Annotated in this window: 10 protein-coding genes; 6 read left to right on the forward strand and 4 right to left on the reverse strand. The window is 66.7% G+C overall.

From position 1 onward, the window contains the following. Positions 1-55 precede the first annotated feature (55 nt). The 4 genes from AXK60_RS03040 to AXK60_RS03055 all read right to left on the reverse strand — a co-directional run bounded on the left by AXK60_RS03040 (position 56) and on the right by AXK60_RS03055 (position 6,116). On the reverse strand, positions 56-3,424 hold the full coding sequence (locus AXK60_RS03040; RefSeq protein ID WP_244881001.1) for an ATP-binding protein: 3,369 nt from the start codon (positions 3,422-3,424) through the stop codon (positions 56-58). Between the two features lie 2 nt (positions 3,425-3,426). Beyond that, a complete protein-coding gene (locus AXK60_RS03045) occupies positions 3,427-4,209 on the reverse strand; it encodes a DUF4194 domain-containing protein (protein ID WP_068569475.1) in 783 nt (260 codons plus the stop codon). Beyond that, entirely contained in the window at positions 4,209-5,717 is a 1,509-nt protein-coding gene (locus AXK60_RS03050) for a DUF3375 domain-containing protein (protein ID WP_068569476.1), read from the reverse strand. The genes AXK60_RS03045 and AXK60_RS03050 overlap by 1 nt, the downstream gene beginning before the upstream one ends. A gap of 138 nt (positions 5,718-5,855) precedes the next feature. Further along, positions 5,856-6,116 carry a helix-turn-helix domain-containing protein gene (locus AXK60_RS03055; protein WP_068569477.1) on the reverse strand — a complete coding sequence of 87 codons (261 nt, stop codon included), beginning with the start codon at positions 6,114-6,116 and terminating at the stop codon, positions 5,856-5,858. A 92-nt stretch (positions 6,117-6,208) separates the two neighbouring features. Here AXK60_RS03055 and AXK60_RS03060 point away from each other — a divergent pair, with 92 nt between their 5' ends. The 6 genes from AXK60_RS03060 to brxL are packed head-to-tail and all read left to right on the forward strand — an operon-like array spanning position 6,209 to position 19,233. Beyond that, positions 6,209-6,844, forward strand: coding sequence for a DUF1819 family protein (locus tag AXK60_RS03060; RefSeq protein ID WP_068569478.1), 636 nt, complete (start codon positions 6,209-6,211; stop codon positions 6,842-6,844). Then, positions 6,837-7,457 carry a DUF1788 domain-containing protein gene (locus AXK60_RS03065; RefSeq protein ID WP_068569479.1) on the forward strand — a complete coding sequence of 207 codons (621 nt, stop codon included), beginning with the start codon at positions 6,837-6,839 and terminating at the stop codon, positions 7,455-7,457. Before AXK60_RS03060 ends, AXK60_RS03065 begins: the two co-directional genes overlap by 8 nt. Next, positions 7,454-11,002 (forward strand): BREX system P-loop protein BrxC, encoded by a 3,549-nt coding sequence (gene brxC / locus AXK60_RS03070; RefSeq protein WP_068569480.1) that lies wholly within the window; start codon positions 7,454-7,456, stop codon positions 11,000-11,002. The genes AXK60_RS03065 and brxC overlap by 4 nt, the downstream gene beginning before the upstream one ends. After that, entirely contained in the window at positions 11,002-14,547 is a 3,546-nt protein-coding gene (gene pglX, locus AXK60_RS26125) for a BREX-1 system adenine-specific DNA-methyltransferase PglX (RefSeq protein ID WP_068569481.1), read from the forward strand. Before brxC ends, pglX begins: the two co-directional genes overlap by 1 nt. Further along, complete coding sequence (gene pglZ, locus AXK60_RS03080) at positions 14,544-17,081, forward strand: BREX-1 system phosphatase PglZ type A (protein ID WP_068569482.1); 2,538 nt, start codon at positions 14,544-14,546, stop codon at positions 17,079-17,081. The genes pglX and pglZ overlap by 4 nt, the downstream gene beginning before the upstream one ends. Then, complete coding sequence (brxL, locus tag AXK60_RS03085) at positions 17,068-19,233, forward strand: BREX system Lon protease-like protein BrxL (protein ID WP_082777755.1); 2,166 nt, start codon at positions 17,068-17,070, stop codon at positions 19,231-19,233. Before pglZ ends, brxL begins: the two co-directional genes overlap by 14 nt. The last annotated feature ends 56 nt before the right edge of the window (positions 19,234-19,289 follow it).

Consider the following 19,289-nt stretch of genomic DNA (forward strand, 5'->3'; position numbering starts at 1 on the left):
GGAGTTCGCGACCTGCGGTTTTCCTCTCCATAACGGTGTTCAATTCGGATGGGGGTCAGCGGGTGGTGGTGAGTTCGCCGAAGGTCGCGTACCGGGCGTCGGAGCGGGCACCGTCGGGCGTGACCTGCTTGTCGACGAGGATCACCTGCCCGATGAAGGGTTCGACGATGCCGACCATGCGGATCGGCGCGGCGATGATGAGCTGGAATCCGAACTGCTCGAAGGCCCGCAGCGACTGGGCGGAGAAGCGCTCGTCGGACTTGCTGAAGGCCTCGTCGAGCATGAGCGGCGCGAACGCCGGCTCGTTGGATCCGTCGATGCCGTGGCTGCCCAGCGCGAAGCTCAGCGCCGCGGCGAGGCAGAACGCGACCAGCTTCTCCTGCTCGCCACCCGAGTTCGTCGCGGTGTTGCGGTAGGTCACCACCGCGGGGGCGTCCGGCTCGGCGCCGACCGCGTTCTCCCTGCCGTAGAAGGAGTATCCGGTGCGGACGTCCAGTACATTCTCGGTCCAGCGGCGCGACTCGGGGTCGTCGCCCGTGAGCCGCAGGACCAGGCCACGGATCCGCTTGAACTGGGCGGCCATGGCCGCGGGCTCGGCGCGCTTGGCGGCCGGGGCGTCGCGGACCATCTCGTCGACCAGCTTCGCGAACTCGGTGGCCTCCGGCGTGGGCCGGGCGGCGTACGCGATCTGGAGGTACGTGCCCTCGTTGAACTCGACTCGGCGCAGCCCGGCGTTGACGTCGGCGATGCCGCGGGTGATCGCACGATGCGTGTCGTCGACCTCCTTGAACAGGTTCGACACCGAGTGGCTGACGTCGGTCGTGATGAGCCGCCGGAACTTCTCCGTGGCGGCCGCGAGCCCGTGCGCCACGAGGTTCTCGTGCACCGCAACGAAATCCGGTGCCGACGCGGCTTCGGCGGACAGCTCGGTGGAGGCGTCCGGCCACTCGCGCAGGAACTGCTCCGCGGTGCGGACGATCCGCGACTCCGCGGCGTCGCGCTCGGCGGTCGCCGCGTTCTGCTGGCGTTCCAGCTCCGCCCGCAGGTCGGCCCGGACCTCGCCGAAGGTATCGAGGGTGAGCCGGCGGGGCTTGGCCTCGTCGGCCGTGAGCAGGTGCCAGAGCGCGGTGGCGAGGAAGTCCTCGTCGGGCTCCGAGAGTCTCGGCCCGCTCTCGCCGTCGATCTTCTCGAATTCGGCCAGGAGGTCGTCGAATTCGGAGCCGGCGCGGTTCATGGTCTCGGTGAGTCCACCGATCCGGGTCTGCGCCTCGGCCAGCTCGCCGTAGGCGTTGTCGGCCTGCAGCTCCAGCTCGCCGAGATCGGCGTTGCCGGACCGCGCGTCGGAGATCCGGTCCGCGAGCTCCTCCGCCTCGGCCTTCGCGGCCCAGTGGTCGAGCTCGGCCCACGAGGTGTAACCGAGAACGCCTGCGGCACTGTCGGCGACGGCCTTGTGCTCGGCCAGGTCGTCGCGCAGCGTGGCCGACGCGTCTGCAGCCTTGGCGTGCACCGCGGCCAGCTCGTCCCGACGACGCTGCAGGGCCTCGCGCTTGCTGCCGGTGTTGGTCCCGAGGACCCACTGCGAGCGGTCGGCGACGGAGCGGCGGTCGTCCTTGCGGAACCGGCCGCCCGCGCTCTTGACCAGGCCCTCCGGGGTCACGGCCTGCTCGTGCCGCTCCAGCTCGGCGGGAGAGTCGACGCACGTGTGGCGGGCGGCCCGCGCCACCGCGCCGGCCAGCCACCGTCCGGTCGCAGAGGTCTCGTCGACGGTCAGCTTCTCGGCCAGGGAGCCCGGATCCGGGCGCGTGCCATCGGCACCGTCGACCACCTGGTACGTGAGCACGCCCTGGACCCGCACCGCGTTGACGTGGTCGGCGACCGCGCGCTGGTGCTCCGCAGGCACGAGCAGCGTGGTGGCCAGCGGCCGGAGGACGCGCTCCGCGGCCGCGGCCCACGTCGCCTGCTCCGCGGGCCGCACGTCGATCAGCTCCGCGGCGTAGGGCAGCTCCTCGGCGGGAACGCCGGTGGCGCGGGCGATCGCGTCGCGCTGATCCAGCAGCGCGGGCGGCAGCAGGGACGCTCGGCGGTCCAGTACGGACAGCTCGTCGTCGACGGATTCGACCGCGCGGCGGGCGTCCGACTCGTCCGTGTACGCGGAGTGCACGCGACCCGCGAGCGCCTCAGCGGCCTCGGTCGCCCGATCGCGGATGCCCGGAACCTGTTCGCGCAGCGCGGCGAACTCCTCCGCCGACTCCGGCGCACGCTCGCCGAGCTTCTCCACCGCGGCCGCGAAGCGCTCGTACGCGCGCTCGCGGGCCTGGGTCTGCAGCTCACGGGACTGCAACTCGGCCTCGAGGACGCCGACCTCGCCCTGCTCCTGCCGAAGCCGGTGCAGCAGGTCGTTGTAGCGCATCTTGCGCTCCTCGGCCCGGTCCTCCCAGCGGGCGATCTGCGCATCCATGCCGGCGCGCTCGCCCTCGATGCGGTCCATCTGCTCCTGCAGCAGCCGCAGCTTGTGGCCGCGCAGGTAGGACCGCACGGGGGCGCCGAGCAGGTCCGCCGCGCGGGTCGTCCCGACGGTCGCCGACCGGTACCGCTCGTAGGCCTCCGGCATGGGCCGCAACACCTTCTCCTGCGCCTCGGCCCGCGCCGCGGCGCGATAGGCCTCGTCGAGCTGGGTGAAGTTCTCCACCAGGCGTTCCGCGCGCGCGTAGGTCTGCGGCCGGTCGAGCATGTAGGTGCGGATGAAGGCGTCGAGGTCGCCGACGTTCTTCATCGCCTTGGCCTTGCCGAGCAATGCCAGCGCAGCGCTCGAAGTGCCGATGCCCACCCGCCGGCGCAGCGCGTCCTGGTACGCGGCCTGGGTGTCGAAGGACTCGACTCCGCCGTGCCGCGAGCGCCATCCGCGGGTGTCGAAACCCGCTGTGGCCCAGTCCTGCAGACCGAGCAGGTCGAACGCGCCGGAATGGATCTGGTACCACGACTTGAGGGAGGCCCCGTCGGTCCCGCTGCCGGGGAACCACTTGACGGCGACGGCGGTGGTCACGTTGCCCGCGCCGTTGTCGTAGGTGGCGGCGACGGCCGACCAGGTCGCCGAATCCCCGCGCAGGTACTGGACTTTGGACTGCTGATGCTCGTCGTCGTTCACCGACCACGCGCCGCGCACGTAATCCGCCATCGAGCGGGCCGCGCGCTTGGCGCCCTTGGCGGTCATGTCCGCCGACGCGTTGAAGGACTGGTCGTAGGTGGGCAGCAGCACGACCGAGTGCGCATCCATCAGCGAGGACTTGCCGGAACCTGACGGGCCGGTGAGGATCACGCCCCGATCGTCGATGGGGAAGTCCTTGTAGCCGTCGAAGGTTCCCCAGTTGACCACCTGCAGGCGGGTCAAGCGGTACTGGCCCATGTGCTTTCGGGTGCTACGCACGCTCACGCCTGCGCCTCCTGCTCATCGAGGTCGACGGTGCCGTCGCCGTCCGCGTCGTCGACGGGCGCTGCCGCCTCGCCCAGATCCTGGTCGGTGCTGGCGAGATCGCGGTATGCGGCGGTGTAGAGGTCCACCTGCTCGGGGGTGAGCAGCGAGGCGATCACCGAGTGCACGGCGTACCGATCGCTGGTGCCGATGCGGCGGATCAGGCGGCGCGTCTCCAGTTGGTTGATCGCGGCGTCGGCCTTCTTCACGAAGCCGGCCTCGTCGGTGTCGCGCGCGGGCCGGAAGGTCAGCAGGTGGTCGAGCATCTCCTGTCGCTCGACGACGGCCGTCTCGTCGGGGCTGGAGAGGTGCTTGAGTCGCAGGAACAGGGCGAGCACCGACGCGGCGAGCGAAAGGCTCTGTGCACGCAGCAGATTGCGCTGACGCGGATCGTTCTCGCTGACCTGCCGGGTGAAGGCGTGCTTGGTCTCGCGGTTGATCTCGAGCAGCAGGTTCAGCTCGGAGAGCCGGCTGCGGAGCAGCGTCTCCTCGGCCTCGATCACGGCCCAGTTCTTCGACTTGGCGGACACGTGGGGGGCGGCGATCAGCTCCTGCAGGGCGTAGCAGACCGAGTTCGGCAGCGCGGACGTGTCGCCGTCGAAGCGGGGCGCGGTGTCGGCGCCGCGCAAGGACTTGATCGCGTCCTCGTCGGCGATGCTGAAGTCCGCGAGGTCGATCTCGGGGAGTGCCTCGTCGGCGGGCACGTCCAGCGTCTCGATGTCCAGGGCTTCGTCCGACATCAGGCCTCCTGCTCGAAGAGTGTCGTGGGCTCGGGCGCGGCCGAGGCGGGGGTCAGGGGCGGGAGCGCGGCGGCGAACTCGACGTGCGGCACCGTCAGCTCGCGGGGCCCGCGAGCCGTGTGCGCGACGACGGTGACCGGACGGTCCGCGTCGACGGTGCCGTACCGGGCGCCGAGCGACCAGATGCCCACGACATCGCCCGCGCGGGGTGCCTCGATGGCGGCGAGGACCTCGGCGAGGGTGACACCGTCGGACATGCCGACCTGCGCGTTGATGGCGGACGCGAGGGAGTCCCAGTCGATGGCCTCGCGGCCGACGAGCCGGGCCGGGTCGATGGTGAACTCGCCCGAGGTCTCGCGGACCTCGGGCGGCAGGGTGACGATGCCGTCGTGGAAGCGCAGGGCGCCGACGGAACTCGTGTCGACGGCGGTCATCGGGACGGCGAGGCCGGTGTCGCGGCCCGCGGAGACGGTGTCGAAGGCGTCGACGGCCGCGCGCTGTGCCTCGGTGATCCGGGCGCGCAGCGACTGGTACTGGAGGAAATCGCCGTCCTTGACGAAGGTGTTGATGCGGCGGTACACCTGCCCGCGGATCTCGTCGACGCGCTGGACCTGCATCCACATGCGGTCGAGGAAGCCGGTGAGGGAGTCCCTGAGGTCGTCCGGGAGGTCGATCTCGTGGACCACCGAGGCGACAGAGGTCTCGAGCTGGCGACGCAGGCGGTGGTCGGAGAGCAGCGTGTAGAAGGCGTCGAAGGCCTTGCCCTCGGGGGTGTTCGCGAGCTCGTCGTGACCGTCGAAGAGGCGCTGCAGGGTCTTGGCGTAGGCCTCGGCTTCGCTGGACTCGGAGGCGTCGAGACCGTGGGTGAGGAGTGCGCGGGTGTGCTCGCGGAGTTTCTCGCCGTAGCCGAGGATGTCGGCCGGCATGCGCTCGGCGAGCGAGCTGACGATCTTGAGGTCGTCGACAACCTTGTCGCGGTCGTACTCGGGGATCAGGCCCGCCCGGAGCGCCTCGCGGCGCCGGGTGAGCTCGGCGATCTGCTCGTCCAGGGCGCGCAGGTGATCGTCGGGGTCGGCGCTGACGGTGACCGCCACCGCGGACAGCCGCGCCGTGACCAGCTCGAGGGCCGTCTCGGTGGCGACGTTGCGGTCCAGCGAGACGGCCTGCACCTGGCCCAGTGCGGTGGTGGCGCCGCGGGTGAGCTGGATCGCCTCGCGGTCGTTCTCGTCGAGGGTGCGGGAGACGAAGCCGTGCTTGACCCACTGGTCCAGGACGTCCGGGCCGGCGGGAACGGGGCGCGCCCGTTCCGTGAAGTGACTCTGGAGGGACTGCAGGTCGACGGTGAGCGCGTCCCCCAGCTCCTCCGCGTCGACGGGGCCCGTGCCGAGGCGTGCCGCCATCAGGGCCAGGTACGCGACGGCGTGGGGAGAGCGCAGGAGCCTGAGTGCGACGTCGTTATCGGCGTTGTCCGTGAACGCGGCGTACAGCTGCGCAGCCGACTGCGCCATCGTGCACCTCCCGTTCGATAGATCGTCAGCGACGGTCCAGTGTATCGGGGATGTCGGAGGCTGCGAGGGAGGGCGTTCGCTGGACGACGACTCTCCGATTCTGTCCGGTTCGGACCGGCGCTTCTCAACGGGAAGTGGCTACTCGGCGATCCGGCGGATCAGGTCCGAGAGGTTCACGCCGAGGGCGTTGCTGAGTGCGACGAGGGTTGTGAACCGCGGGTTCGCCGGCGTGCCCTTGCGCCGATCCGATAGTCCGCTCTCCAAAAGTTGGAGGTGGTTGGTGCTGATCCCGACCTCGGCGGCCAGCGCTTCCTGACTGAGTCCGCGATCCACGCGCAGCCGTCCGATCTCGGTTCCGAGCCGGTGCGACAGCTCTTCCTCGATCGGGGACTTCGGCACCGATCAAGCCTGAGGGCGCCCACCTGTCGGAGCCACCATGTATACATGGGAGGATCGTCCGGTTCGGTGTATTTGGACGGGGGTGAGCATCGGTGGCTGGGGAGCCTTACCGCCTGTCCTTCACCACCGGCGGATTGCTGATGAACGAGTGCGCTGCGGTGGCGGGGCTGTTGCTTTCCGAAGGCGATGCGTCGCGCGCATGGTCTGTTGCGGTGGAACGGAATGTCGTCCAGCAGCGGGTCCGAAGGTCGACGGTCCGCGTCACGAGCGAAGCCGTGCAGCGTCTCGCTGTAGTGCCTCGGGCCGGTCTGCGAATCATCGCGGACGGTCCCGGCGCGCAGTCCCGAATCCTGATGTGGGTCGCGGCATGCGCTCGCTACCGGTTACTGCGGGACTTCGGCCGCGAAGTGCTCCGAGATCGTCTTCTTGCGGAGCGCCCGCTCGTCGAACCCGATGATTTCGAGACGTTCTGGAACGTGCAGTCCGCGTGGGTGGACGCGCTGCGGGACGCGGCACCGTCGACCCGGGTGAAACTCCGCCAGACCACCTTCCGGATGGCTCGGGATGCCGGGTTCCTGGACGAAGCCGGTCGGGTCGTCGCGGCGGCGCTGACGTCGGACACGGCACAGGTGATCTCCGAGCTGGACGCGTCACTGGTGATGAGTCTTCCGCTCCACGACGGGCAGTTGGCGGGCATCGGAGCCGAGGTAGGGGGCCGTCATGACTGAGCCGATCCACGAGGATCTGTCGCCGGCCGAGCGGTTCGACCGCGCGTACGCGGTGATGCGCTCGGACGACTTCCTGCACATGCGGGGGCAGCTCGGCGAAGTGCCGTACTTCATCCTCGGGCATCCCGCCGCGGACGAGCCGGAAGTGGGTGCGCAGGTCAAGCGCCTCGTGGGTCGGCTCCGCGCGGACGGCATCGAGGTGTGCGAGGTGGACCTCTGGGCCCTCGCGCGGGCGATGTGGGCCGAGACCGGCCAGTGGGACGCGATCCTCGAGCAGGAGTCCGCGCTGCCCAAGGATTCGTTCGCGGACGTGGGGAACGTGATCTCGCCGCAGAAGTACCTGTCGCCGCGTATCACTTCCATCATCCGCGCGCAGGAGCCCACGCCCCAGGTGGTGGTGCTGACCCACGTCGGGCGGCTGTACCCGCTGGTCCGGGCGCACACGATTCTCAACACCCTGCAGCCACTGTTGTCCGATCTGCCCGTGGTGCTGGTCTTCCCGGGCGAGTACCGGCAATCGCCCACGCAGGGAGCGTCTCTCGTGCTGTTCGGGCAACTCCTCGACGACGACTACTACCGCGCATTCGACCTGCTGAAACTGGGGAACCCGTGACGAATCTGGAAGAGATCCTGGCGAAGGACATCGACCGCCCACTGGACGGCGTCGTCAAGGCGTCCAGCTCGGGGAAGTTGCGCGACGAGGTGCGCGAATACGTGATCACCGCGGAGGTGGCCGATCACCTACGGGATCTGTTGGAGGCGTACACCTTCCCGGGCGAGGCGCCGTCGAACGGGGTGTGGATCGCCGGGTTCTTCGGCTCGGGCAAGTCGCATCTGCTCAAGATGCTCGCCTACCTCCTCGGTGATGTGCCGGGAGCGGAGCTCTCCCGCTCGGACGTGGTCCCGGACTTCCAGGCGAAGCTGCCGGCCGAGGACGCGATCGTCCGCGGCGCCCTGGGGCGCGCGGCGGCGATCCCCGCAACCTCTTTGCTGTTCAACATCGACGAGAAGGTCGACAAGAACAACAAGGACGAGCCGGGCGCGCTGCTCGACGTGTTCGTGCAGGTCTTCTACGACGCGGCCGGGCTGTACGGGAAGAGCCCGTACATCGCGCGGTTCGAGCGCGACCTGGCGGCGCAGGGCGTGCTCGATCAGTTCAAGGCCGCTTTCGAGCGGCACTACGGCAAGCCGTGGGAACAGGGCCGCGAACTCGCGGTGTTCGCCGACGCTGCGGCGGAAAAGGCCTACGCCGAGGTGACCGGGCAATCGATCTCGGCGCCGCTCGCCACCTACCGGCAGACGCACAGTGCCACGTCGATCGAGGCGTTCACCGAGGAAGTGGCGCAGTGGCTCGATGCGCAACCGGCCGGGCACCGTCTGGCCTTCTTCGTGGACGAGATCGGGCAGTTCATCGGGCAGAACACGCAACTCATGCTGAGCCTGCAGACCATCACCGAGTCGTTGCACTCGCGGTGTCGTGGTCGCGCCTGGGTGTTCGTGACTTCCCAGGAGGTGCTCGAATCGATCCTGGGCGACCGGACGAAGGAGCAGCAGCAGGACTTCTCGAAGATCCAGGCGCGCTTCGCCGTTGCGCTCAAACTCGATTCTCGCAACGTCAAGGACGTGGTCTCGCGGCGCCTACTGGAGAAGACGCCGGACGGCGTGGAGCTGCTGTCCGGGACCTATGAGAGCAAGCACGAGCGGTTCCGGTCGCTGTTCGCGTTGCAGAGCCAGCGCCCGTTGAGCAGCTACGCGAACGAGTCCGACTTCGTGAACACCTACCCGTTCGTGGACTACCAGTTCGAGCTGTTCCACGACGCGATGCGCGGCCTTTCGGATTTCAATGCATTCACGGGGAAGCATTCGTCGGTGGGTGAGCGTTCGCTGCTGGGAGTCACCAAGGACATCGGCTCGTCGATGAAGTCGGCTGGCGTGGGCGAGCTCGCCACGTTCGACATGTTCTTCGACGGCATTGAGAAGTCGCTCAACTCCGACATCAAGCAGAACGTGATTAGCGCGTCGCGCAACATCACCGGACCCGATCGAGACCTGCAGTTGCGGCTGCTCAAGGCGCTGCTCATGACGAAGTACGTCGACTGGTTCGAGGCCACGCCGCAGTCGCTGTCGGTGCTGCTGACCCCTGAGATCGACGCGAACATCGCAGCCCTGCACACCGACGTGGAGCGTGCGCTCAAGGAACTCGAGCGGGCTACCTATGTGCAGCGTTCCGGCAGCGCCTACTCGTACCTGACGAACGAGGAACAGGACGTCGAGAAGGCGATCAAGAACCACGCCCGCAACGACGCCGACGTCAAGAAGCTCCTCAACGACGAGATCGTGGCCGCCACGGGTGTCGGGGGCAAGATCCGGCACGACGCGACAGGTGTGGATCTGGGGCTCGAGCGATGGCTAGACGACGAGCGGCAGGGGCGAACCGAGCCGCTGAGCGTCCGGTTCATCACCCCGTACGGGTACCGCACCGTCGACGATGTGAAGCAGCAATCGATCGGGGCGGCGGGCGCGCTGTTCGTGGTGCTGGACCTCACGGACCGCACGAGGGACGACATAGAGCTCTTCGTCCGCACCAACAGCTATGTGCAACTGCAGATGAAGTCGACGTTGCCTGAGTCGCGCCAGCGAATCCTGGCCTCTCACGGCCGTGCGAACGTCGAGCGCGGGCGCGCCGTACGTGCGGAGGTGGCGCGTGCCGTCGCGAACGCCGATCTGGTCCACAACGGGACGATCATCCAGGTTGGCGGCGGCAGCGCGAAGGATCGGGTCAACGCCGGGTTGCAGGTGGCGATCGAATCGCTGTACCTGCGGATCAACGAGGCACGCGCCGCCTCGAGTCTGACGGACGGCGACATCGGCCGCATCCTGCGCGACGAGAACACTCTCGACCTCGACGTGACCTCGTCGCTCGACGAGCTGGCACGCACGGTGGTCAACGAGGTGCAGTACGCGAAGACGCGTCAGGTGGACGCGACCGTCGGTCATCTCGTGGAGCATTTCGCGAAGCCGCCGTTCGGGTGGTCCACGACGGCGGTGCTCGCCATCATCGCGCATGCCGTGGTCACAGGGCGGGTGCGGCTGCGGCTCGACTCGCGGACCCTCGTCCGCAGCGAGATCGCCGGCGAGCTGACGAACCGGCACAAGCACCGTCAGATCCATGTGGACGAGGTGCGCGCGCACGACCCCGCCAAGGTGCGCAAGCTGCAGCGGTTCCTCACGGACTTCGGCGACACCAGCGACACGTTCTCGAACACCGACGACCTGATCGAGAAGGTGCGGACCGAGCTGGCCGGGACCGCCGACGAGGTGGCGCGGTGGGCCGGCGAGCCGTACCCCTTCACCGAGAAAGTCCGGGCAGCGGCCGCCCGGCTGCGGGCGCTGGTGGACGGGCGGCCGGCCGAGTGGTACCTCGGTGAGTTCCTCGACGACGCAGACGATCTGCTGGATCTCAAGGAGGACACTCTCGATCCGATTCGGGGGTTCCTCAACGGTCAACAGCCGGCCGTGATCGCTGCGGCGAAGCGGTTCCTGCAGGACCGGGAAGCCGAGCTGCACGACGCGGACGGCGACGACCTCGCGCAGCTCAGAGCTGATCTCGGCGACCCCGACTTCCTGCGCGGCGAGGTCGTGCCGCGGATCAAGCGGGTCCACGAGCGCCTGCTCTCGCACGTCGACGGTGCCGTGGCGCGAGATCGCGACGCGCTCGCCACGGCGATCGACGACCGCATCGCCGAACTAAAAACCAAGCAGGAGTACCTGGACGCAGATCCGGCGGGTCGCGAGCGTGCGATCCGCGCTCTGCAGATCTCACGGAACGCGGTAGCCGCTCACAACACGCGGGGCGCCGTGGCGATGGCCAGGCAGTCGTTCGAGGCCGCGTACCGGGCGGCGATCGAGGTGCTCGTCGCGGCGCGCGCGTCGAGCGAGGACGGCGGGGGTCGAGGCGCCGAGCCGGAACCCGACGAGCGGCGGGGCGGCGGCAATCCTCCCAAGAAGCCCATCACGGTCACTGTGCACGTCTCGGACATCGATGTGCCCGGCGCGCAAGCCACCTTGCGCACGGTGGCGGATGTTGATCGCTACATCGAGCAGCTGGGCGCGGGCCTCCGCGCCGCGGTCGAGGCCGGGAAGACGGTGATCCTCTGATGGATTCGTCGAAGCTGGAGAAGTTCGCCACCGCGGCTCGCGTCACCCTCCTCGATCAGATGGCGGGCCTGGTGACCCAGGCGTTGAACGATCCGAAGATCGCCGCCGAGTACCCGAACGACGTCACAGGACTGCGCGCCGCGGTCTCCGAACACGGCGAGACCTGGGTCGCGGACACCGCCGCCCACACCTGGTTCAACCGCCTCACAGCGGCCCGGTTCATGGACGTGCGCGGGTTCTCCGGGCCCTACCGTGTGGTCTCGCCCGCGGCGGATTCCGCGTCGAACCTGCCCGAGATCCTCCTCCGGGCGCAGTCCGGCGAGTTCGGCGATGAGATCTCCGAGCGCACGCGCAGTGAGGTGTCTGCTCTGCTCAGCGGACGGCGCACCTCGGAAAATCCTGAACTCGAGGCCTACACGCTCCTGTTGCGCGCGATGTTCGTGGCCTGGTACCCGTCGATGCCGGAGGTCTTCACCGGCCCGGCCGACTGGATCCGCCTACTGGTGCCGGCCGACCTGCTCGCGCCGACCTCCGTTCGCGAGCGGGCCGTCACCGTGATGGACGACGATGCCTGCGCGACCGTTGAAGTGGTGGGCTGGCTGTATCAGTTCTACAACTCCGATCTCAAGGACGAGATCAACAAGGCCAAGGTGCCGATCGACGCAGCGGAACTTCCCGCCGTCACCCAGCTGTTCACGCCGCACTGGATCGTGCGGTACCTGGTCGAGAACTCCCTGGGGCGGCTGTGGCTTCGCTCTCGCCCGAACAGCGCTCTGCGCGAGCACATGCCGTACTTCGTCGAGCCGATCGAGGGCCAACCCGACACGGGCATCACCGTCGAATCGCCCGAGGAGATCCGCCTGGTCGACCCGGCCTGCGGCTCCGGCCACATGCTCACCTACGCCTTCGACCTGCTCTTCCACATCTACGAGGAAGCGGGCTACGCGCGCACCGAGATTCCGCAGAAGATCCTCACCCACAACCTTCGTGGCCTTGAGATCGACTCGCGCGCCGCGCAGCTCGCGTCGTTCGCGCTTGCCATGAAGGCTCGGGAGAAGGACCGTAGGTTCCTCACCCGCAAGGTCGACGGTGCCCCCGTCCGCCCGGACATCGTTCGGATCGAGCCTCTGACCTTCGACGGAGACGATGTGGAATTGCTGGCGCGGGGCCTCTGTCGCGATGACCGCGCAGCGCTGGAATCGCTGCTGCAGGCGTTCGTGTACGCGGACACCTTCGGCTCGCTGATCCGCGTCGACCCGGTCGGCATGGCCGTCCTGCGCCGTATCCTCACCGACGCCGAGCAGTCCGACGGTGCCGACACCACCTTCGAGGCCCGTCGCGAGGTCCTCGTCCGGGCGCGCCGCCTGTACCGGCAGGCAGATGCGCTGGAGGACGATCAGTACCACGTCGTCGTTGCCAACCCGCCCTACTTGGGCAGCGGCAACATGGGCGGGCAGCTCAGCGACTTCGCGAAGGCACGGTTCCCCGAAACCAAGGCCGACCTCTATGCGATGTTCATCGAGCGGAACGCGGAGCTCGCTCGTCCGTCCGGCTCGGTCGCAATGGTGACGATGCAGTCGTGGATGTTCCTGACCTCGTACCGCAAGTTCCGCGCGCGGCTGCCAGAGTGGGGGCACATCGTGACCATGGCACATCTGGGAGCGAGGGGATTCGACTCGATCGGCGGCGAAGTCGTGCAGACCACCGCATTCGTTGTTGATATCGCATCCCGGCGGACTGGAAACGGGCAATTCTTTCGACTTGTCGAAGGTCGATCCGAAGAGGAAAAACGATCCTGTCTAGTTCAGGCGAATAACGCACAAGGTGACGCGCGAATTCGTTTCGTCAGTTCAATGAACGAATTTGAGGCAGTGCCCGAGTCTCCGATCGTGTATTGGTTGTCCGACGGATTGCGGTCGTCCTTTCACAGTCACTCGCTGCTTGGGAGTGTAGCGAACGTGGTCAATGGTCTCACCACTGGTAAGAATGAACGGTTCGTTCGCCAATGGCATGAAGTGGCAATCTCGCGCTTTACTTCGAAATGCCTCTCCGAAGAGGATTCTCGAAATGTTGAATTTCGTTGGTTTCCCTACAATAAGGGTGGGCAGTTTCGTCGGTGGTTCGGTAACATGTCTGAAGTTGTGGACTGGCAAGATGCGGGTAGGAGAATTGAGAGCTTCGGCCACTCGTTTCCCAGGTCTCGCTCCTTCTACTTCCGTCCGTCGATTTCGTGGTCGAAGGTCGGTACCGGCGATACCTCGTTTAGATACTTTCCGCCCGGATTCGTATTTGACGTTGCTGGAATGTCGATATTCCCGGAGCAGGGGATCTCGTTCTCCCACCTTCTTGGGTATCTGAACTCTACCTGCGCGAGTGAAACGGTCGCGGCTCTGTCGCCGACTATCAACGTCGAAGCGGGCCAGGTCAGGAATCTACCGGTGATTGCTGACGTGCTTGACGATGTATGTGAGTGCGTAGATCGTTTGGTCTCGATATTTCGATCGGATTGGAATGCTCGGGAGTGTTCGTGGGATTTTGTTTCACATCCGACGATTGGTCTGGGTTGCTCGGATCTGGTTGAGGCCTCGGGAATCCTGTGGGGAAACTCGATCGCTATTGCGGAAGAGGCTCGCTCGCTCGAGCAGAGAAATAACGAACTATTCGCACGTGCGTATGGCCTGCAGGCGGAGGTTCCTGTCGCCGTATCCATCGATAAGGTGTCGGTGACTCTTAATCCGCACTTCAGGTACCGTCCGAGCAATTCGCGCTCCAGGCGCGAAGAGGAATACCGCGCGTTATTCGATCAAGACCTTGCTCGGGAGCTCCTGTCATACGCCGTCGGGTGCATCATGGGCCGGTACAGCTTGGATGAACCTGGTCTGATTTTGGCGGATGCGGGTTCGACCATCGCAGATTTTGAGGTCAAGGTACCGAACTCGCGGTTTCGACCGGACGATGACGGGATCGTACCGATCACGGAGAATGAGTATTTCCCGGACGATATCCTCTCGCGTATTCGGGAATTCCTATCCGTCGCGTTCGGCGAAGAGAATCTCACCGCAAACGTGAGTTGGATCGAACACGCGCTCGGATTGGGTAAGCGGAAAGATCTGCGGCAGTACTTTCTCAAGGACTTCTACGCCGATCACCTCAAGATGTACTCGAACCGCCCGATTTACTGGCAGGTGTCGTCGAATTCGAAGCAACCCAACAAGGGCTTCAACGCGCTGGTCTACCTGCACCGGTACACGCCGACGACGCTCGGCATCGTCCGCGAGAACTACGCGAATGACATGCTGGATAAGCAAGAGGCCCGTCTCACGACCATCGCGCACGCCCTCGACACCGCTGACAAGTCTGAGGCGAGGGATCTCATCAAGGAGCAGGACGAGCTGACTCGGGTGCGGCGCGAGGTGCAGGACTGGGTGACCACCACGCTGTTCCCGTTGTCCACCGCGGAGATCGCGCTCGACCTCGACGACGGCGTCAAGCAGAACTACCCGAAGCTCGGCGCGGTCCTGAAGTACGTGAAGGGTCTGTCGTGACGGCAGCACCGTCGAACCGGATTGGCGAGCTGCTGGCGGAACGGTTCGCCAGCAGCCCGGTCATCACCTGGATCGACGTTTCGGGGGAGTACTCCGCAGGTCTCGACGAGATCGTCGGCGTCCTCGGCGCTGGGGCCTACGACGTGGTCGTGCATCGGGTCGAGGGCAATGAGCTGGGGATCAAGACGCGGGTTTACGCGGACCTCGACGACCCGGTGCGCGACAGGCGGCGCCGGCACCTCGTGTACCGCACCGGGGAGAGGCCTTCGCGGCCGGACAACTGGCTCCTCGACCTGGAAGCCGGGTACGGCGTGTTCACGGCCGACACGGCGGCAATCTTGGTCCACGAACTGGGGCTGACCGACCGCGACGTCGACCCGGTCGTGGAGCGGCATTCGTTCGCGTTCGCAGTACCGGGCCGGATTGCCGCGGTACGCGCGCGGCTGGCCGACGTCGATCCAACACTTCCACCGAAGGATCTCGCCGCCAAGGTACTGGCGTTCCTCTCGGCGGAGGTCCTGGGGCTGGAGGGGAAGGACAGCCATCGGCTGCAGGACATCGTGACCGCGCTGTTCGTGGATTACGCCGACGACGATGACACCGGGTATCAGGCACTGGCGGACGCGGACCTGACGGACTTCCTGTGGAGCGGTTGCGCCGATATCTACGGTTACCGAACCGACTCACCGAGCGTAGCCGGCCTGGTGACATGGTTGTTCGACCAGGCCTGGCAGCAGTGGCCCGAAGCCCGCAACCCGGCGCGGATCGATTTCGAGCGGCTGCGCGACGGCCGTCAGTACGACCAGCTGTTCAGATACTTGGCGCGGACCGCCGAGCGTGACCTGAACATCGCTGACCGTCTGCGAGATGCCGACCACGCGCTCGACCAGCTGGCCGCGACCAACGTCTTCCCGGTAGTCGACGAGGCCGTCATCGGCAGGCTCGCGGCCGCCATCCACCGGCGAGAACTCGCGCCCGATGCGGTCCGCGAGATCCTCGCGAAGCGGCGCACTACCACGTGGTTCATCGACCAGCAGCACTCCTACGCCGCGCTTGAGGCGGCTGCGGAGTGCCTCACCCGGATCGAGGCCTTCCTGCCCGTGATGGCGGACGCCACCGACGGTGTCCGCAGCTACGCCGCCTCGTGGGCCCCCATTGACGGTGCGTACCGGAGTTTCCGCAACTACTTCGCGACCGCCGAGACCGAGCTGCCCACGGAACTGGCGGACAAGGTTGAGAAGCAGTACCTCCTCAAGTACCAGCGCCCGCTTGCCGCCGCGTGGCAGGAGCAGGTCGACGCGCTGTCGGAGTGGGCCGTACCGGGAGTCGAGCCCCTGCGCGGATTCGCCGCACACGACCTGCCCGCGAAGGCGAAGACTCTTGTCGTCATCTCCGATGCGTTCCGCTACGAGGTGGGTCTCGAGCTCGCGCAGCGCGTGAACCGGGAGAACGACTGGTTCGACGCCACCGTCGAACCACGGCTCGCGCCCCTGCCCTCCCTGACGTTCGCGGGGATGGCGACGATGCTGCCCCACAGCAGGCTCAGCCTGCACGGCGAGTCCGTCCGGGCCGACGGTGCTTCCACCTCCGGACTTCCTGCTCGGAACGCGCTGTGGGCCAAGGTGCACGCCACGGCGATCGACTTCGACGAGGTGATGTCGATGAGTCCGGCGGACCGGAACGCATTGTGGCAGAGCAATGATGCGCTTGTCGTCTACCACGACACGATTGATAAGGCCGGCCACAAGGCGCCGCACCAGGTCCCTGACGCCTGTGCGACCGCGGTGGGCGACCTGCTGCGGATCATCAAGAGCTTCGGCAGCGGGAAGATGCGCGCTAGTCGCGTCCTGGTCACGGCGGACCACGGGTTCCTCTATCAGCGTTCGGACCTCGAACCCACCGAGTACTTGAGCGAGACGCCGCAGGGTGAAGTGGTGGCGTTCGGACGCCGCCACGTGATCGGCGACGGACTCAAGGACCAAGCCGCCTTCCGCACGTGGACGCCGCAGGCGCTCGGCTACGACAGCGGAGACGAAGTGCAGATTCCGCGCGGATTGCACAGGCTGCGCAAGCAGGGAGCCGGCTACCAGTACGTGCACGGCGGGGCGTCGCTGCAGGAGGTGGTCGTGCCACTCGTGACGCTCATTCGCGGGCGCAACTCCGCGGTGAGCAAGGTGACGGTGGACGTCAACGTCAGCACTCCCACAATCACGACGAGCACCGTCATGGTCACCCTGCTGCAACGCGACCCGGTGCAGGGCAAGACACGCGGCCGTGAGCTCGTTATCGGTGTGTACGCGCCCGACGGTGCGCTGCTATCCGGGGAGCGGACGGTCGATGTGGCGAGCGAGGCGCAGGACATCCGCGACCGGGGCCGCACCGTCGAACTCGTGCTGAACGAGGAGGCGGAGCGGTACAACGGCCAGGTGATCACGATCCGCGCGGAGGAGCGGATCAACGGTCAGACAACTCCCTACCAGAGCACCACCGCGACACTGCAGCGCGGCTTCGGAGGTTTCAATGACGCTTTCTGACAGTGCGGGCGATCTGGTGAGCAACGTTCCGATCGACGACGATCCCTCGGCTGAACCCGATTCGGGCACCAGTGATACCAGTGAACTGGACGCCAAGGCGAACGTGCAGTTCCCCGGCTTCGTGGTGCGCAAGGATCTGGTCGGGCGGATCAAGGGCAACGCGGTCGTGCCGGGCTACGTGCTCGAGTTCCTCCTCGCGCAGTACTGCGCGACCGACGATCCAGCGACGATCGAGTCCGGGATCGAGGCGGTGCGGGACATCCTCGCCAAGCACTACGTGCACCGCGGCGAGGCGGAGCTGATCAAGTCGACGATCCGGGACCGCGGGAAACACCGGGTGATCGACAAGATCTCGGTGGTGCTCGACGAGAAGCGCGACAAGCACACCGCCTCGTTCGGAAATCTGGGACTACGCGGTGTGCCGATCGATGACGGCACCGTCCGGAACAACCGGAAGCTGCTCACCGGGGGCGTGTGGTGCATGGTCGACGTCGAGTACCTCGGGGGCGAGGCGACGGACGATCGATGGATGATCGCGGCGCTGCGGCCCATCCAGCTGGGTCAGTTCGATGCTGCGAGGTACATCGCCGCGCGGGAGTCGTTCACCACCGACGAGTGGATCGACCTGCTGGTCTCCACGATCGGCTTCGAGCCGTCGAAGCTGTCGCCCCGGGCCAAGTTGCTGCAGCTGGTGCGGCTGGTGCCGTTCGTGGAGCGCAACTACAACCTCGTCGAGCTCGGTCCGAAGGGGACCGGCAAATCGCATGTGTACTCGGAGTTCTCGCCGCACGGAACTCTCATCTCCGGCGGAGAGGTGACCGCGGCGAAGCTGTTCGTGAACAACGCGAGCAAGTCGATCGGCCTGGTGGGCTACTGGGACGTGGTCGCGTTCGACGAGTTCGCGGGCCAGAAGCGCGTCGACAAGACTCTCGTCGACATCATGAAGAACTACATGGCGAACAAGTCGTTCTCGCGCGGCACCGACACCCAGACCGCCGAGGCGTCGATGGTGTTCATCGGCAACACCTCTCGCCCGGTCCCGACGATGCTCGCGCATTCCGACCTGTTCGAAGCGCTGCCCGAGTCGTATCACGACGCCGCGTACCTCGACCGGATCCATCACTACCTCCCAGGTTGGGAGGTGGAGATAATCCGCCGTGAATTGTTCACCAGCGGGTACGGATTCGTCGTGGACTACCTGGCGGAGGCGTTGCGGCATCTGCGCTCGCTCGACTTCTCCGACCGGTACGCCGGCGAGTTCACCCTCAGTGAGCAGATCTCGCAGCGCGATCGCGACGGAGTGCGCAAGACCTTCTCCGGTCTGATGAAGCTGATCCACCCGGGAGGCGAAGCGCAGCCACCCGAGATCGAAACGCTCTTGCGGTTCGCCATCGAGGGTCGTAAGCGCGTCAAGGATCAGATCCTCCGCATCGATTCGACCATGGACGACGTGACCTTCGGGTACACGGACGCCCGCGGCGCGTGGCACGACGTGGCGACGCGCGAGGAACTCGACTATCCGCGTCTGTATCACCGCGATGCGGCGGTCGCAGAAGGCGATCACGCGGACCGGGGTGAGGCACCGTCGGACAACGCGGGCGGGAGGGTGCCGCTCGGCGGGACCACCGTGGCCGCCGCCGACGGCCCGTACGTCGAGGAGCTCTTCACCGGGGTCATCGACGTCCCCGACGATTCGATCGGGCATTCCTACGCGAATCTGCTTCTGCCACATCTGGTCGGCGCGACGAGGATCGAGATCATCGATCCGTACATCCGCGCGCCGTACCAAGTACGCAACCTCTACGATCTCCTGCTCGAGGTCATCGGCGCGAAGGCCGCGGAGGACACGGTGTCCGTCAAGCTGGTCACGGCGGAGGAGAAGACGAGCGAGGACCGGAACAGGGCCCAGCTCATCGGGCTGCTGGAGATCAAGAATGCCGTGGCCGAGGGCGGTGTGGAATTCGATGTCGAGTTCCGGCCCGGCATCCACGACCGCCAGATCACCACGGACACAGGCTGGCGGATCTTGCTCGGGCGTGGGCTCGACATCTTCCAGCCGTACAGCGGCTCCGGCAGGTTCGACCTTCGGCACCGCTTCCAGGAGTTCCGTCGGGCCAGGGCCACCACCGTCACATTCATCAAGACCGACTGACACACCAGGATCGGGCAAAACATGTCATACGTCCCCGATGGCGTCGTCCGTAGGAC

Origin of the sequence: Tsukamurella pseudospumae (assembly GCF_001575195.1) — a bacterium.
GTDB classification, from domain to species: domain Bacteria; phylum Actinomycetota; class Actinomycetes; order Mycobacteriales; family Mycobacteriaceae; genus Tsukamurella; species Tsukamurella pseudospumae.

Excerpts from the sequence above, each read along its gene's own strand:
- AXK60_RS03045 (WP_068569475.1), bottom strand. The coding sequence starts at position 4,209 with ATGTCGGACGAAGCCCTGGACATCGAGACGCTGGACGTGCCCGCCGAC.
- AXK60_RS03050 (WP_068569476.1), bottom strand. The coding sequence starts at position 5,717 with ATGGCGCAGTCGGCTGCGCAGCTGTACGCCGCGTTCACGGACAACGCC.
- AXK60_RS03065 (WP_068569479.1), top strand. The coding sequence starts at position 6,837 with ATGACTGAGCCGATCCACGAGGATCTGTCGCCGGCCGAGCGGTTCGAC.
- pglX (WP_068569481.1), top strand. The coding sequence starts at position 11,002 with ATGGATTCGTCGAAGCTGGAGAAGTTCGCCACCGCGGCTCGCGTCACC.
- brxL (WP_082777755.1), top strand. The coding sequence starts at position 17,068 with ATGACGCTTTCTGACAGTGCGGGCGATCTGGTGAGCAACGTTCCGATC.